Source organism: Paenibacillus sp. strain BS8-2 (assembly GCF_054483835.1).
On record NZ_CM137010.1, the window covers coordinates 1,039,580 to 1,055,756 of the forward strand.

At 51.5% G+C, this 16,177-nt stretch carries 20 protein-coding genes and 1 other annotated feature (1 of these 21 only partly in view); of the genes, 1 reads left to right on the top strand and 19 read right to left on the bottom strand.

Translation table 11 applies throughout. The annotated features are described in order from the left end of the window. Positions 1-39 (bottom strand) — a sequence feature (ribosomal protein L10 leader region); it reaches 124 nt to the left of the window's first position. 18 nt (positions 40-57) lie between these two features. The 16 genes from rplA to ACX1C1_RS04640 form a co-directional block, all read right to left on the bottom strand. After that, on the bottom strand, positions 58-750 hold the full coding sequence (rplA, locus tag ACX1C1_RS04565) for a 50S ribosomal protein L1 (RefSeq protein ID WP_458955957.1): 693 nt from the start codon (positions 748-750) through the stop codon (positions 58-60). Between the two features lie 136 nt (positions 751-886). Beyond that, complete coding sequence (gene rplK / locus ACX1C1_RS04570; protein WP_120114510.1) at positions 887-1,312, bottom strand: 50S ribosomal protein L11; 426 nt, start codon at positions 1,310-1,312, stop codon at positions 887-889. Between the two features lie 64 nt (positions 1,313-1,376). Continuing rightward, a complete protein-coding gene (gene nusG, locus ACX1C1_RS04575) occupies positions 1,377-1,910 on the bottom strand; it encodes a transcription termination/antitermination protein NusG (RefSeq protein ID WP_458955958.1) in 534 nt (177 codons plus the stop codon). A gap of 24 nt (positions 1,911-1,934) precedes the next feature. After that, the gene (secE, locus tag ACX1C1_RS04580; protein WP_087570293.1) at positions 1,935-2,144 is read right to left on the bottom strand and encodes a preprotein translocase subunit SecE; all 210 of its coding nucleotides are present in this window, start codon (positions 2,142-2,144) and stop codon (positions 1,935-1,937) included. Positions 2,145-2,162: 18 nt separating this feature from the next. Next, positions 2,163-2,312, bottom strand: coding sequence for a 50S ribosomal protein L33 (rpmG, locus tag ACX1C1_RS04585; RefSeq protein WP_082967189.1), 150 nt, complete (start codon positions 2,310-2,312; stop codon positions 2,163-2,165). A 379-nt stretch (positions 2,313-2,691) separates the two neighbouring features. After that, positions 2,692-3,345, bottom strand: a complete 654-nt coding sequence (gene sigH / locus ACX1C1_RS04590) for an RNA polymerase sporulation sigma factor SigH (RefSeq protein ID WP_458955959.1) — start codon at positions 3,343-3,345, stop codon at positions 2,692-2,694. 217 nt (positions 3,346-3,562) lie between these two features. After that, a complete protein-coding gene (locus ACX1C1_RS04595; RefSeq protein WP_458955960.1) occupies positions 3,563-4,096 on the bottom strand; it encodes an NYN domain-containing protein in 534 nt (177 codons plus the stop codon). Between the two features lie 2 nt (positions 4,097-4,098). Next, positions 4,099-4,857, bottom strand: coding sequence for a 23S rRNA (guanosine(2251)-2'-O)-methyltransferase RlmB (gene rlmB / locus ACX1C1_RS04600; RefSeq protein WP_458955961.1), 759 nt, complete (start codon positions 4,855-4,857; stop codon positions 4,099-4,101). Beyond that, positions 4,854-5,381, bottom strand: coding sequence for a Mini-ribonuclease 3 (locus tag ACX1C1_RS04605; protein ID WP_458955962.1), 528 nt, complete (start codon positions 5,379-5,381; stop codon positions 4,854-4,856). The genes rlmB and ACX1C1_RS04605 overlap by 4 nt, the downstream gene beginning before the upstream one ends. After that, positions 5,378-6,781 carry a cysteine--tRNA ligase gene (gene cysS / locus ACX1C1_RS04610; protein WP_458955963.1) on the bottom strand — a complete coding sequence of 468 codons (1,404 nt, stop codon included), beginning with the start codon at positions 6,779-6,781 and terminating at the stop codon, positions 5,378-5,380. The genes ACX1C1_RS04605 and cysS overlap by 4 nt, the downstream gene beginning before the upstream one ends. Then, positions 6,778-7,440 carry a serine O-acetyltransferase gene (gene cysE / locus ACX1C1_RS04615; protein WP_458955964.1) on the bottom strand — a complete coding sequence of 221 codons (663 nt, stop codon included), beginning with the start codon at positions 7,438-7,440 and terminating at the stop codon, positions 6,778-6,780. The genes cysS and cysE overlap by 4 nt, the downstream gene beginning before the upstream one ends. Positions 7,441-7,461: 21 nt before the next feature. Further along, a complete protein-coding gene (locus ACX1C1_RS04620; protein ID WP_458955965.1) occupies positions 7,462-7,698 on the bottom strand; it encodes a hypothetical protein in 237 nt (78 codons plus the stop codon). 303 nt (positions 7,699-8,001) lie between these two features. Further along, positions 8,002-9,468, bottom strand: coding sequence for a glutamate--tRNA ligase (gltX, locus tag ACX1C1_RS04625; protein WP_458955966.1), 1,467 nt, complete (start codon positions 9,466-9,468; stop codon positions 8,002-8,004). 62 nt (positions 9,469-9,530) lie between these two features. Next, positions 9,531-10,007, bottom strand: a complete 477-nt coding sequence (ispF, locus tag ACX1C1_RS04630) for a 2-C-methyl-D-erythritol 2,4-cyclodiphosphate synthase (RefSeq protein ID WP_458955967.1) — start codon at positions 10,005-10,007, stop codon at positions 9,531-9,533. After that, entirely contained in the window at positions 10,004-10,768 is a 765-nt protein-coding gene (gene ispD, locus ACX1C1_RS04635) for a 2-C-methyl-D-erythritol 4-phosphate cytidylyltransferase (RefSeq protein ID WP_458955968.1), read from the bottom strand. The genes ispF and ispD overlap by 4 nt, the downstream gene beginning before the upstream one ends. 65 nt (positions 10,769-10,833) lie before the next feature. Beyond that, positions 10,834-11,931, bottom strand: coding sequence for a PIN domain-containing protein (locus tag ACX1C1_RS04640; protein ID WP_458955969.1), 1,098 nt, complete (start codon positions 11,929-11,931; stop codon positions 10,834-10,836). A 201-nt stretch (positions 11,932-12,132) separates the two neighbouring features. Between ACX1C1_RS04640 and ACX1C1_RS04645 the strand changes: the two genes are divergently transcribed. After that, a complete protein-coding gene (locus ACX1C1_RS04645; protein WP_458955970.1) occupies positions 12,133-12,537 on the top strand; it encodes a nucleoside triphosphate pyrophosphohydrolase family protein in 405 nt (134 codons plus the stop codon). Between the two features lie 101 nt (positions 12,538-12,638). On the opposite strand, the gene pssA is transcribed toward ACX1C1_RS04645, so the two are convergent. The 3 genes from pssA to radA all read right to left on the bottom strand — a co-directional run bounded on the left by pssA (position 12,639) and on the right by radA (position 15,921). Then, positions 12,639-13,376 carry a CDP-diacylglycerol--serine O-phosphatidyltransferase gene (gene pssA / locus ACX1C1_RS04650; RefSeq protein ID WP_458955971.1) on the bottom strand — a complete coding sequence of 246 codons (738 nt, stop codon included), beginning with the start codon at positions 13,374-13,376 and terminating at the stop codon, positions 12,639-12,641. Between the two features lie 86 nt (positions 13,377-13,462). Then, positions 13,463-14,539 carry a DNA integrity scanning diadenylate cyclase DisA gene (disA, locus tag ACX1C1_RS04655; protein WP_458955972.1) on the bottom strand — a complete coding sequence of 359 codons (1,077 nt, stop codon included), beginning with the start codon at positions 14,537-14,539 and terminating at the stop codon, positions 13,463-13,465. Positions 14,540-14,553: 14 nt separating this feature from the next. Beyond that, positions 14,554-15,921, bottom strand: coding sequence for a DNA repair protein RadA (gene radA / locus ACX1C1_RS04660; protein ID WP_458955973.1), 1,368 nt, complete (start codon positions 15,919-15,921; stop codon positions 14,554-14,556). Between the last annotated feature and the right edge of the window lie 256 nt (positions 15,922-16,177).

Sequence of the window (16,177 nt, forward strand, 5' to 3'; positions counted from 1 at the left end):
ATGGGCACCTACTGTCTACGGTATGCGTGTTCGAATTTAGTGTTGTTTCCCTTCGACTTAGCGGTAGCTAGCAGTCGAAACACGAGCGCCAGGGCCCATTGTGGAGGAAACAGCGATGTTTTTCAGGTAGATACCTTTGGCAGCAGCTGGTTTAGCGCGTACCAGAGCATCGATCAGAGCTTTCATGTTCTCGTTCAGCTTCTCAGCGTCGAACGATACTTTGCCGATTGGAGCGTGGATTTGACCCGCTTTGTCCAGACGGTACTCAATCTTACCTGCTTTGATTTCTTGAACGGCTTTCGCAACATCAAATGTTACGGTACCTGCTTTCGGGTTAGGCATTAGACCTTTACCGCCCAGGATACGACCGAGTTTACCAACTTCAGCCATCATGTCCGGCGTTGCTACGCAAACGTCGAAATCGAACCAGCCTTGTTGGATTTTGTTGATCATGTCTGCGTCGCCAACGAAGTCAGCGCCAGCAGCTTCCGCTTCTTTCACTTTTTCGCCTTTTGCGAAAACGAGAACGCGTTTTGTTTTACCTGTGCCATGCGGAAGTACGACTACGCCGCGTACCGCTTGGTCTTGTTTACGCGGGTCTACACCCAGACGAACTGCTACTTCAACGGATTCGTCGAATTTAGCTGTCGCTGCTTTCTTGACAAGCTCGATCGCTTCAGCCGGTTCATAAGTGGCTTCGCTATTGATCAGCTTTGCTGCTTCTACATATTTCTTACCGTGTTTAGCCATTGAAATTGTCCTCCTTTGTGGTTATAACGGAACAGCCTCCTAGGACTGATCCTCCCACCTCGCGAAGCCTAAGCTTCGCTAAGCGCGATGTCACGAAGACATCTAGACGTTCTCGCCCCGATGGACGATACGGTCATTAGTCAGCGATAGTGATACCCATGCTGCGAGCAGTACCTTCAACCATACGCATTGCTGCCTCAACGGAAGCTGCGTTCAGGTCCTGCATTTTGGATTCTGCGATCTCGCGAACTTTATCGCGTTTCACAGTTGCTACTTTTTTCTTGTTCGGTTCGCCAGAACCCTTCTCGATACCAGCTGCTACGCGGAGCAATACTGCTGCCGGCGGAGTCTTTGTTTCGAATGTGAAGGAACGGTCCTCGAATACCGTGATCACGACTGGAATAATCAGACCTGCTTGATCCGCAGTACGCGCATTGAACTCTTTACAGAACGCCATGATGTTGACGCCCGCTTGACCCAGTGCTGGACCAATTGGAGGAGCTGGATTCGCTTTACCTGCAGGAACTTGCAGTTTGACCATCTTGATGACCTTTTTTGCCATGATTCACACCTCCTTGCCCTGATTTACAAACGTGCGAATGCGCGCTTGCTCTGGAAACCGGATATTAAATCTTCTCCACTTGAGTGTAATCCAACTCAAGAGGGGTTTCCCTGCCAAACATGTTGACGTGAACCTTAAGCTTCGCTTTATCGAGCAGAATCTCTTCTACCGATCCGACAAAGTCTGCGAAAGGACCAACCTTGACGCGTACCGTTTCCTTGAGATCGAATTCGATCTTCGGCTTCGGCTCTTCCATGCCCATGTGTTTCAGAATCTGCTCCACTTCATCAGGCAATAGAGGAGTCGGCTTGGAACCCGATCCCGTCGAGCCTACAAATCCTGTTACGCCCGGTGTATTACGAACAACGTACCACGAATCGTCGGTTTGAACCATTTCCACAAGAACGTATCCAGGGTAGACTTTACGCTGAACGGTCTTTTTCTTACCGTCCTTCTCTACCACTTCATCTTCCATAGGAACGAGAACGCGGAAGATCTTATCTTCCATGCCCATCGATTCAACCCGGCGCTCCAAGTTGGCTTTCACTTTGTTCTCATAACCGGAGTAAGTGTGTACGACATACCATCTTTTTTCCATCACAAATCCACCTTTGGTCCCTTATTAGACAATGAGTTGAACCAATTCAGAGATTCCGATGTCAAGAAGCCAGAAGTAAATCGTCACAGCGACAACTGTCAGCAGGACGACGATGGAATAGCTCGTCAACTCCTTACGACTTGGCCAGCGAACCTTCTTCAGTTCCGCCCAGCTGTCGGCAAAAAAACTAAACGTCGTCCCAAAGCCTTGCTTCAGTTTGGCCAAAAATGTCACGGTTACACCTCCAATGGACTATCTCGTCTCGCGATGAGGAGTCTGCTCGTTACAGAACTTGCAAAACTTCTTCAACTCGATGCGGTCGGGGTGATTACGCTTGTTCTTGGTTGTCGCATAGTTTCTTTGTTTGCAGTTTGTGCATGCCAACGTGATGATTACCCGCATTGAATTACACCTCCCGAACTGCTAAAAAATACGAATCGCGAAACTCTATGGTAAAGTTTATTGATTCCACGCTCATTACCTAGGCCAAACAAAAAAAACCCGTTCTCAGGCCTACCTAAACACTTTATCACATGGCATATTCCGTGTCAACGCATCACGTCCGCAATCATCCCTGCGAAATATTGGCATCGCCCTCTGAATTCTATCAACTCATGAACTTCCTACGACAAGTATAGCCCATTTATTCGGACATAAACCAATGGACTGTCTTTACCCACTGAATATGAATTCAGACGGTAAAGACAATCCATTGTCCGGATGATCCTTCCAAGCATCACCCATGATGAACCTATAGTCGTCACAAATGTAGCAAGAGGGGCTAAAGACCGCCGAAATCTCGAATCTCCAAATACTTCTCCAGCTTGCGCTTTACTCGTTGTAAGGCGTTATCAATGGATTTCACATGACGATCCAGATCAACAGCGATTTCCTGATAAGATCGCCCGTCCAGATACAACATCAATACCTTGCGCTCCAGATCACTGAGTATCTCAGCCATCTTGTCTTCCAGACCGATAAATTCTTCCTGATTAATAATCAACTCTTCAGGATCGGATACGCGGGTGCCGCATATGACATCCAGCAGGGTTCGGTCGGAATCCTCGTCATAGATTGGCTTGTCCAGTGAAACGTAGGAATTGAGGGGAATATGCTTCTGTCTAGTAGCCGTCTTGATTGCGGTAATAATCTGCCTAGTAATACAAAGCTCGGCAAATGCCTTAAAGCTCGCTAACTTGTCGCCCTTGAAGTCCCGGATCGCCTTATACAAGCCGATCATCCCTTCTTGGACGATGTCCTCGCGGTCAGCTCCGATCAAGAAGTATGAACGAGCCTTCGCGCGTACGAAGTTCTTATATTTATTGATCAAATATTCCAGCGCCATGCTGTCGCCGTTACGGACAGCTTCTACGATATCCTCGTCCGTACTGCTTTCATATTCGAGCGTACTCCATTCTTTGAGGTCGTAACCCACACTATCCCTCCGGCCTGCAAGGCGTACACCGCGCTAGATTCTTTAGCTAGAAATATAGAGTCAGTATACATTATGTAACCTTACACCGTCAACAGAACGGACCTTCGAAAGTTATCGTATTTCTAGTAAATTTGTAACTTTATGACACGAAAGCAGGCAGCATTCCAATAGGGAAAAATTAGAATAAATCCCTTCAAAAAGGATCCTGCTATTGGATCTATTCCTTCTCTCCGCGTCGAAGACGTTCAAGCTTACTCCACACATCCAGGCTTACGTTCTCATCGACCGAATTGCGGCGTATTGGCTTCTGCTCACGTTCACGGATGTTCTGCTCGATAAGCTTACGGTTCTGGTTGATGTCGATCAGCAGCTCGCGCGCCGACAAGCGGAGCGCGCCCTTGCCGAAAGCGACATGCTGCTCGACCAGATCCGAAGTCGCCACATAGATGCTTCGTCTTCGGATCATAAGCTCGCTGCATAATCGTTCGATGCACTCATCCGCCGTCTCCTTCTCCTTCGTGTACACGACAGTGAGCTTATGCTGCTTGTACGTTGCGCCCAGTCCAGGTACTTGATGCGCATCAAAGACGACGTAGACTTGCATGCCTGAGAACCCCTGATAGTCGGCCAGCATATCCAGGAGCTTGTCCCGTGCATCCTCCAGATCCGCTTCCTTCAGCTTCTCCAGAACCGGCCACGCTCCTATCATGTTATAGCCGTCGACGAGGAGCACATCATTCGGCCGATTCATCGCTACACGCTCCGTCTCTGCCTGACAACCTCGTACATCAGCACCCCTGCGGCAACCGAGGCGTTAAGCGAGTTTAGCTTGCCGAGCATCGGAAGTTTCACGAGAAAATCACATTTTTCCTTAATCAACCGCCCCATGCCTTTGCTCTCATTGCCAATAACAATGGCCAAAGGCATATCGAATTTGGACTTGTACACATCCTGTGCGGCCGAAACATCCGTTCCCGCCACCCATACGCCCGATTCTTTCAGCTTCTCGATCGTTTGCGCGAGATTGGTCACACGCGCGACAGCGACATGCTCCGCTGCCCCCGCCGACGTTTTGAGTACGGTCGCTGTCAAGCTGGCGGAGCGCCGTTTCGGAATAATGACGCCGTGCACGCCGGTGCATTCGGACGTCCGCAGAATCGAACCTAAATTATGCGGATCCTCGATCTCGTCGAGCACAAGGATAAACGGTATTTCTCCCCGCTCCTGTGCAATGGCCAAAATGTCCTCCACTTCCACGTAGTCGAACGCCGCTGCCTGCGCAATGACGCCTTGATGCGCGACGCCAGCCGCCATCGCGTCCAGCTTGCGTTTGTCGACGAATTGCACGACAATGCCAAGCTTCTTGGCTTCCGCCGTTATCGGAGCCGTCATACTCTTTTGCGATCCTTCGGCGATCCAGATTTTATTAATCTCGCGTCCTGAGCGAAGCGCTTCTAATACGGGATGTTTACCGGCAATAATCTCTTCTTCTTGCCCCACTTGTTCAGTCATGGTTGCCCTCCTTCATTCTTACCTGTCACTGGTTCCAAGGCGACGCGCATCAGCTCGCCGATTCGCTCCATGCGTCCTTCGAAATACAAATATCCAAAGAGGCATTCTAGCGCCGTCGCTTGGCGGTAGTCGGCAGGGTTCGCATTCTTCGGAGGCGCTCCCGACTTCGTATTGCGCCCCCGACGAGCGATGTCGGCTTCCTCTTCGGTCAGAAGCGGCTGAAGCCGTTCCAGCAACAATCGTTGCGCCTTGGCTGATACTCGTTTTGTTGCTTCGCTATGCAGATGATGCGATTTGTTGTTGGGAAGCGAGATCAGATATTGTCGCACCAGCAGCTCGAACACCGCATCGCCCATATAGGCTAGCACGACCGGGTTCATTAATCCCGTTTTCTTGTCCGGCGTGTGCAAGGCAAGCGGATTGCGGGACAGCGGAGCCGCCCGCTCCACATCAGCAACTGCCGCTGTTTCCCGCACATCGCTCAGTTCTTCTTGATCATGTATATCTTCGCGTCTGTCCGTCATTTGCGCCGCCATCTAATACCTTGCGGCGTATCTTCCAGCACGATATCCATTTCGTTCAGTCGATCCCGAATTTCATCGGCACGCGCCCAGTTCTTCGCCTTGCGTGCTTCTGTACGTTCAACGATCAGGGCTTCAACTTCTTCTGCCAATGGATCGGATGCTGCAGCGCGAGGAAGCAATCCAAGCACGTTGTCGAACCTTTCCATCAACGCGAGCAACGCCTGCAGCCCGGATGCATTAGCATCCCTGCGCACCATGTAGAGATTGGTTTCGGTCACCAGCTCGAACCAAGCCGTAATCGCATCCGGCGTGTTAAAATCGTCGCCCATCTTGGCGGTGAATTGGTCTGTAATCTTGGCAAGAGTCTGGCGCAATTGATTATCGACCGTGCCGATCATCCCTTCGGCGGCAAGACGATGCTTGAGATTAGCATAGCTGTTTGTGATACGCTCTACGCCACCCGTTGCCTGCGCGATCGTTTCATCACTGAAGTTGAGCGGGCTGCGATAATGTGTAGACAACATAAAGTAACGAATAACCTCCGGCTTCACTCGTTTGACGAGCTCATTAACCGTAATACCGTTGCCTAGCGACTTGGACATCTTCTCATTATTAATGTGAATATAGCCATTATGCATCCAGTAGTTCGCGAACGATTTGCCCGTTAATGACTCCGATTGCGCCACTTCGCATTCGTGATGTGGGAACTGCAAGTCTTGGCCGCCTCCGTGAATGTCGAGCGTATCCCCCAAATATTTGCGAGCCATTGCGGAGCATTCGATATGCCAGCCCGGACGGCCCGGCCCCCATGGACTATCCCACTTGATCTCTCCCGGCTTGGCTCCTTTCCAGAGCACAAAGTCGCCCTGATCCTCCTTGCGATCGCCAATCTCGACACGGATACCGAATTGCAGCTCATCGATCTTCTGATGCGACAGCTTGCCGTATTCCTCGAACTTGGAGGTGCGGAAGTACACATCTCCTTCACTCGGGTAGGCATAATCTTTGGCAACCAACTCATCGATAAAAGCGATAATTTCCGGGATATGATCCATTACACGCGGGTTACGCGTCGCCTTGCGCACGCCGAGCGAGTCAATATCCGCGTAGAATGCCTCGATGAATTTCTCCGCTACTGCCGGCACATCCGTTCCGAGCTGCTCCGCTTTTCGAATGAGCTTGTCGTCCACATCCGTGAAATTACTAACATAATTGACATCATAACCGGCATCCTCCAAGTAACGACGAACAACGTCGAAGAAAATAACCGGTCTCGCATTGCCAATATGGATATAGTCATAAACCGTCGGTCCGCACACGTACATCTTCACCTTGCCCGCCTCTTGCGGAGTGAACGAATCCTTGGTCCTCGTCAGTGTATTGTATATAGAGACTGTCATACTTTACTCTTTCCCCCTTCTTGTAATTCCTTGCACTGTTCAAGCTCGGTTCGCAGATGATTCAATTCGTTCTGCATCGCTCTGAACATCTCAATAACCGGGTCAGGCAGTTGTGTATGATCCAGACGATCGCCAACCCGCTCACCGTTACGTTTGACGACGCGCCCTGGATTGCCAACGACTGTACAATTGTCAGGCACCTCGCGCAGCACGACCGCATTAGATCCTATATTGGAATTATCGCCCACCTTGAACGATCCCAATACTTTGGCGCCGGAGCCAATGACCACATTGTTCCCTACCGTCGGATGCCTCTTCCCTTTTTCCTTCCCCGTGCCGCCAAGCGTGACGCCTTGATAGATCACAACGTTATCCCCGATTTCGCAGGTTTCCCCTATGACGACGCCCATGCCATGGTCGATAAAGAGTCGGTTGCCGATCTTCGCGCCTGGGTGAATCTCAATGCCCGTAAAGAATCGGCTGACTTGCGAAATGACTCGCGCAGTTGTGAGCCAATTTCTCCGATATAGCCAGTGGGCTACCCGATGCGCCCAAATGGCGTGCACACCGGAATATGTGAAAACAACCTCAAACCTGCTGTGAGCTGCAGGATCATTCTCGAATACCGTCTGAATATCCGAACGAATATGGCGAAACATAACGGACCTCTCCCCTTCCAACTAACCTGCACGCGGCAGCGGTGTTATACTGACGGGATGACTGACTGCGCCCAACTGCCCGGCATAAGCTTTCTCTCTCATGTCATTATGCAAAAGACCCTGAATCGCGCATACGGCGAACCAGCTCTTATAAAAATCAAAAAACCTCTGCAGCATATTATGCTGCAGAGGCGTCAATATCGCGGTCCCACTCTGCCTGAACGAACATGCACCATACACGAATGGCTGTTCATTCATCTCAATGCCCGTAACGAGGACAATACGTTGCCGCCTACACTGCCCGCCCTACTCCTGTATACATACGAGGATAGCGTCAGCTCGGAGCAAGGCTCCCAGGTGCATGTTCCGTTCTGGCGGACTAGGCAACTTACAGCCGACTCTCCTAATCCGCACGCAACAAACTCAATGCTGCCGACGAATTCGAATGACGGTTGCCCTCTCTGCGAATCCACGATATAACGTACTTTTCCTGTTCATGGCCGATAAATATGATTGATAATAGTCATAGTATACCGAATCGGCAGGAAAGTGCAAGTAAAGTTATTGAACCGCGAGCCGCTCGCGTAAACGCGCCAACACTTTGGGCTTACCTAGCAGCACGATGGATTGGTTCAGGTCAGGACCATGCGTTTGTCCCGTAAGCGCAGCGCGAATCGGCATAAACAACGCTTTTCCTTTATGACCTGTTTCCTTCTGCACACTCTTAATCATGTCTTTAATTCCATCTGCCGATAACGGAGCCGCATCGTTCTCCACAAGCTGCAAGAAAGCAGACAATACGGTCGGCACTTGCTCTTCGGACAGCACTGTCGCCGCCTCCTCCTCATCCGCCACACCTTCACGGAAGAAGAGCTCCGTCACCTCTACGATGTCAGCTGCATAACGCAGCTTATCTTGATGCAGCGCAACAAGCGCCGTCACCCATTCGCGTCCAGCGCCATCCAGCGTATCCGGAATGCAGCCCGCCTTCTGCAGATGCGGCAGACACAAGTCCACTACGCGATTCAGATCCGCTTTCTTCATATATTCATTATTCATCCAGCTCAGCTTCTGTGTGTCGAACACGGCCGGACTCTTGCTCAGACGCTCCGCATTAAAGACATTCACCAGCTCCTCGCGCGTGAACATCTCTTGTTCGCCTTCCGGCGACCAGCCAAGCAGCGAGATAAAGTTGAACATCGCCTCTGGCAAATAGCCAAGCCCGTCATATTGCTCGATAAATTGAATAATCGACTCATCGCGCTTGCTTAGCTTCTTGCGATTTTCGTTCACGATCAAGGTCATATGCGCAAAAACCGGCGGCTCCCAGCCGAAAGCCTCATAGATCATGAGCTGACGCGGCGTATTGGAGATATGATCTTCTCCGCGCAGCACATGGCTGATCTTCATCAAATGATCGTCGAGCACGACCGCGAAGTTGTAAGTTGGGATGCCATCCTTCTTGACGATAACGAAGTCACCCATCTCCGCCGTGTCGAACGTGATCGATCCCTTGACCATGTCGTCAAACGTATACGACGCGCCCTCAGGCACACGGAATCGAATGCTCGCTACGCGGCCCTCAGCTTCAAAAGCCGCTTGCTGCTCAGCAGTCAGATTGCGATGGCGTCCCGAGTAACGAGGCGTCTCGCCGCGAGCCTGCTGCTCCTCGCGCTCCTGCTCAAGCTCTTCTTCTGTGCAATAGCAGCGATATGCCTGTCCGCGGTCCAGGAGACCCTGCCAATATTCCCTGTAAATATCGAGACGCTCCGTCTGACGGTAAGGACCATAACCTCCGCCTACGTCAATGCTCTCGTCCCAATCGATACCGAGCCACTTCAGATACGTTAGCTGATTTTCCTCACCGCCGGCCACGTTACGCTTAATGTCCGTGTCCTCAATCCGGATAATAAATTTGCCGCCTAAGTTTCTTGCGAATAAATAGTTGAATAAGGCCGTTCTTGCATTGCCGATATGCAGATGCCCCGTCGGTGACGGCGCATAGCGCACGCGAACTTCTGTTGTCATGATGCCACTCCCTCGCAACAAATATAATTAATTTCCATTGAACGCCGAGCGTTAGGCTCGTCCTATACCGCTACCAAACATACGACCGATTGCGCCGCAATCCCTTCGCCGCGTCCAGCGAAACCTAGCTGCTCTGTCGTTGTCGCCTTCACGTTTACCTGCGAAACCTCCGCCTGAAGCACACGCGCGATGACTTCGGCCATCTGCGGAATGTAAGGCAGCATCTTCGGACGCTGGGCGATGATTGTTGAATCAATATTACCCAGCTTGTAGCCTCGCTCGGTGGCCAGCTGCCATACCCGCTCGAGCAGCACTACGCTGTCCGCATCCTTGTACGCTTCATCCGTATCCGGAAAATGTTTGCCGATGTCGCCAAGCCCTAGCGCACCTAATATCGCGTCGCTAATCGCATGCAGCAGTACATCCGCATCGGAGTGTCCCAGCAAGCCCTTCTCGTAAGGAATCGTAACGCCCCCGATAATACACGGTCTTCCTTCTACTAATTGATGCACGTCGAATCCTTGCCCTACCCGTATCATCTAATCTCTCCCCTATGCGATAACCCGGAGCCGGCAGACTTCGATTCGCCAGACAGATGTCTGCTATCCAAGCCGCCACGCTGAGCCAGCAGAAATTCCGCATACGGCAGGTCCTCGGGCGTCGTTATTTTGATATTCGTATATTCTCCTTCGGCCACCTTAACGGGATGCCCTAACCTCTCCACGACCATCGCGTCGTCCGTGCCAAGGAATCCGTCCGATTGCGCGCGCTCATGCGCCTCCAGCAAGAGCTCCCGCCGGAATGCCTGCGGTGTCTGGATTGCCCACAAGCTACGGCGGTCGGGCGTCGCAACGATGATCCCTTCGCCGTCTACCTGCTTGATTGTATCCTTGACGGGCACAGCAAGCACGGATGCTCCAACAGCAAGCGCAGCTTCGCAGCATGCCTCGACCGCCGACTCGCTGACCAACGGCCTCACGCCATCATGGACCATTACCCATTCATGCTCAGACAATGAACGCAGTCCACGCAGCACAGAATGCTGGCGCTCCGCTCCGCCTTCGAGCACATGCGCCACCTTGGTCAGCCCGTGCTCGCTTACCCAGTCGCGGCATCTATCGATATCCTCGCTGCCTACGACAAGCGCAATCTCGCGAATAAGGTCCATCCGCTGGAACAGCTCCAGCGTATGGACCAGAATCGGCTTGTCCGCAAGCCGCAAGTATTGCTTGCTTTCTTTCGTTCCCATGCGCGTACCGCGACCGGCCGCTACAACGACAACGCCCCACTTCTCCGCCATGCCTTCAACCTGCCTTAAGCGTTATGTACAACAAGGCTTTGCGCCTTGCATACTATCATACCTTGTTACAACGCTTTTTCCAACAGCTTCGGCTTGGCAAAAATCATTCTTCCCGCTGATGTCTGCAATACGCTCGTCACCAGCACTTCCATCGTTGTGCCGATATATTCGCGACCGCCTTCCACTACAATCATTGTGCCGTCATCGAGATAGGCGACACCTTGACCATGCTCCTTGCCGTCCTTGATCACTTGTACGATAATTTCTTCACCCGGCAGAACGACAGGTTTGACGGCATTAGCAAGATCGTTGATATTGAGAACCGATACGCCCTGCAGCTCGCACACCTTGTTGAGATTGAAGTCATTGGTTACCACTTTGCCGCGCAGCGCTTTGGCCAGCTTCACCAGCTTGCTGTCGACCTCGCCGATCTCCTCGAAGTCTCCTTCGTAGATCAACACCTTGACGTCTAGCTCCTTCTGGATTTTGTTCAGAATATCGAGCCCTCTGCGACCGCGATTACGTTTCAGTAGATCCGATGAATCGGCGATATGCTGAAGCTCCTCCAGCACGAATTCCGGAATGACGAGTGTACCTTCAATAAATCCCGTCTTGCAAATATCCGCGATTCTGCCGTCGATGATGACGCTTGTATCCAGAATCTTATGCTCTTCGAATCCCTTCGCTTCCGGAGTAGCAGACGCCGGCTTCGGTTTCTCCAGCAGCGCGGCGAATCCAGCCGCAATCTCTTCTTGTTTGACTACACCAATTCTCAGACCAACAAATCCGAACGTTAACGCCATAACAGCCGGCAGCAAGCTGCCGATCCCATCCAGGTCGGCCACCACCGGATTCAGCATCACGGCAAGCAGCAAACCTGCCAGCATCCCTCCCGCACCTACCATCAATTGCCTAAGCGGCATCTCCGCCATTGTGTCTACACCTTTGTGCAACGCACGAACGATCGGCCCCGCAAGCACCGATGCTACAATAACGCCAAACACAGCCCCAAGCGCCACATTCATGTAATAAGTGCCGGATTGCAGCATGCCGTAGGACTGGCTAGACCATGTCGCCGCACCGCTTCCCCATCCGTAAACCTCGTTGCCAGCCATCGCACCGAACAATAATCCAATAAGTTGTATCATTCGTCTAATAACCATAATGGTTCACCTCCATTACAATTATGTTCCAATCTTTCAGCCTCTAATCGTGCCTTGCCCTAATTTGTGCAAAAGATTCGAAGACTCCGATCTTTCGACGAAACCTGTGATCCAGTCTGCAACTTCCGGCATGTGGAAAATGATGCCGAGGAGCTTTATAATGGAGACAGTGACGACTACTACTAAGGCGGGTGAAATGAGATGGAATCAACGAACGCTCCTACATTGGAACAATTTCAGCAACAGGTATCAGAATTGCTGCTTCGGCATCGCAGCTTGCTTGATGTCATGTCCAAGTTCGGTCAATCCGGCGCATCAGTGAACCGTGCAGTAACGAAAGCGGTAACCGATTGCGGCTGTATCGAATTAAATGCGAGGAAACAACAATATGCGGACGAATCCGATCTCGAGAATGCCAAAGAAACGTTACAAAGCCATCTTTCCGGCGCTCTATGCGAACACTGCAACGAAGTACTGAAGAGCGAGCTAGGACGCAATCTGTTCTATATGACCGCGCTATGCAATCTCCTTCAAATTCAGTTGGACGAAGTAGTCGCGGACGAGTACGACAAGTGCTCTACCCTCGGATTATTTAATTTGACTTAATGGGGATCAACAAATATTGTTCGAACATACAAAAACGTTCCTGCCTCTAAGAGACAGGAACGTTTTTGTTGTGATGCGATGACGCGATACGCATGATACCTTTAAGCCGGTTTCTCGGACTTCACTTCTTCGTCTTCCTTCACCTTGCGGCGTTTGCGCGGTTTGGGAAGTCTGCGTTCAACGTTTTTTTTTAGCCCCCACAGCGCATAAAGCAGGAGAGGCACAAACAATATCTTAGACAGCTGATTCTCGAACAGAAGACCCAGCGCGACGGACACCGCCACGACGATCGGAACAACCCAAATCGCACTGCGCGGAATGCCCACTTTCTTGAAATTGGGATAACGAATGGTGCTGACCATCAGGAACGACAGTAACAGTGTGCTCGCTAGTAAAACACCAACCGGAATATCATCCTTGAACAGCGCAAGCGTAGCTAGTACGCCTCCAGCAGCCGGGATCGGCAATCCGATAAAATAACCAACCGAGCTTGTAATCACATTAAATCTCGCGAGACGTAGCGCCCCGCATATCGGGAAGATGGCAGTCACGGTCCATGCAAGGGCCGGGCTGAGCTCTTGGAATGCAACAACATACATAATGAAAGCAGGTGCTACGCCAAAGGAGATGACATCAGATAAGGAATCGAGCTCCTTGCCGAATTCACTCTGCGCATTGAGCGCACGCGCGACTCTTCCGTCAACGCCGTCCAGCAGCATTGCAATCAGAACCATCATGGCGGCCATCTGCGGCCGGTCATTAAAAACCATAATGATGGCTATAACGCCGAGAAATAAATTACCTACCGTGAGAAGGCTCGGTATCGACTTTAAGATCATCTAATCCACCTCTTCTCTACTATGCCCATCACCTTCGCAATTTGCACGAAATGGACTGGAACACATTCTATCCATTGTAGCCCAAATCAAATTTGCCTGTCAATGAACATCTGCTCTTGAATCCGCTTCATTCCGTCTTTGATGGCGCGTGCGCGTACCTCTCCAATGCCATCTACTTCATCAAGTTCTTCAATCGTCGCCATGAGAATATGAGGCAAACGACCGAACCGCTCCACCAGATTGTTCATGATGATGTGAGGCAGACGAGGGATTTTGCTTAGCAGCCTGAAGCCCCTTGGCAGCACCGATTCATCAGCCATATTGTTGGTATGCGGATACCCGATAAGACGTACAATTGGCGATTCATCCAGCAAATCGTCGGAACTCAGCTTCTTAAGGCCCATGCGGATCTCTCGGATTTTGTCGTCGGCATTATCTTTGGCGTAATCCTTGAGGAGATACCAAGCATCCTCTTCCACCCCGCCGACGAGTTCATCCATCTGCATGCTTATCAAGCGCCCCTCTGTCCCGAGCTCCGTTATGTAACGATTGATTTCCAGCTTGACACGAAGTACCATCTCGGCGCGCTGGATGACATGTGCTACCTCTTGAAGCGTTACGAGCTCTTCGAATTCCAATGCGGACAGATTGGTCAACGATTGTGTCAGTACGACTTTATATTTCTCGAGCGTCTGTATCGCTTGGTTGGCCTTGGTCAATATAACGCCGATATCCTTGAGCGAATACCGCAGGTTGCCTTGATAAAGCGTAATAATATTGCGTCGCTGCGAGATGGACACGACCAGCTTACCCGTCTGCTTCGCCACACGCTCAGCTGTCCTGTGACGAATCCCCGTCTCGATGGACGGGATTGCGCTATTGGGGATCAACTGCGTGTTGGCATACAAGATGCGGCGCATATCCTCGCTCATTATAATTGCGCCGTCCATCTTCGCCAACTCATACAGATAGTTCGGCGAAAAATCGCAATTAATGGAGAAGCCGCCGTCGACTACCTCCATAACTTCGGGACTATAGCCCACTACGATAAGCGCGCCCGTCTTCGCCCGCAATACGTTTTCCAGCCCTTCGCGAAACGGGGTCCCTGGCGCAACTAATTGCAACAATTGATTCATGACTTCCTGATGTGTCGGTTCCTTCATTTTATCTATACCCCCTATCCCAGCGCTGCCTTTAACGCTTCTGCTACCGTATTCACGCCGATCAATTCGATACCCTCCGGCGCCTTCCAACCTTTGAGACTTTTCTCGGGCATAATCACTCTCTTGAACCCAAGCTTCTCCGCTTCCTTCACTCGCTGCTCCGCCCTGGAAACCGCCCGGACCTCGCCCGTTAAGCCAACTTCGCCAAAAATAACGTCATAAGGCTTCGTAGGGGCGTCCCTGAAGCTGGACGCGATACTGACGGCCGCGGCCAGATCGACGGCCGGCTCGTCAAGCTTGACGCCGCCCGCCACGTTCAGATAAGCATCCTGCGTCTGGAGAAACATCCCGTTGCGCTTCTCCAGCACCGCGATGATAAGAGTCATGCGATGGTGATCGATTCCCGTCGACATCCGTCTCGGAGACGGGAAATTCGTCGTCGCGACGAGCGCCTGCAGCTCGACAAGCACGGGCCGCGTTCCTTCCATGCTCGCCACGACGGTCGATCCCGACACGCCGAGCGGTCGCTCGGACAAGAACAGCTCGGACGGATTGGACACCTCGCGCAAGCCGTCCTCGGTCATCTCGAAGATGCCGATTTCGTTCGTGGAGCCGAATCTGTTCTTAACCGCTCGCAGCAGCCGGTACGTATGATGGCGTTCGCCTTCGAAGTACAGCACGCAGTCCACCATGTGCTCCAGCAAGCGCGGACCCGCGATCGCACCTTCTTTGGTCACATGCCCGACGAGCACGGTGGCGATGCCCTTGATCTTCGCCGTCCGCATGAAATGAGCCGTGCATTCGCGGACCTGCGACACGCTTCCGGGAGCAGACTCGACCCTTGGGTCGAATACGGTCTGGATGGAGTCGATGACCAGGAAATCCGGATCTAAGGATTCGATCGCATCGTTAATATGCTCCATATTCGTCTCGCACAGCACGTAAAGCGATTCCGTCAGCGCGCCTAGCCGGTCCGCACGCAGCTTGGTCTGCCGCACGGATTCCTCGCCGGATATGTACAGCACCTTCAGTCCCTTTTCGGCGAGCGCATGCGACGTTTGTAGAAGCAGCGTTGATTTGCCAATGCCCGGATCGCCGCCAACCAGAATCAGCGAGCCTGGTACGACACCGCCGCCAAGCACCCGGTTCAATTCAACCATCCGCGTCTCGATGCGAGGCTCTTGCCCACTTTCTATATGTATGATCGATTGCGGTTTTTCTTTCGTATGGATTCCCGATAAGCCGATGCCTTTTGTCTTCACAACGGTTTCTTTTTCTTCCACCATCGTATTCCAAGCTTGGCAGCCTGGACATTTGCCCAGCCACTTCGCCGACTCGTTGCCGCATTCGGTGCATACAAATTTCGTTTTGATCTTAGCCATGCGAAGACTCCCTCTTTGAATACTCGTCTTCAAAGTTTACCATTATATGCCGTCTCAATAAAGGCACACCGTGCACGAAAATGATTGTGAACTTAGCATGCCGATTTCCGGTTAAAATCATTATCGGCTCAGGAGCAGTTCGTTGTGAGTGAAGCTTCTTCGTAACTCTACTTCTTCGTAACTCTTGACTATAGAGTGATTTAAGACAAAAAAATTTCAACAAACCCAATAAAACCAGCGTATTCATTGATTACCA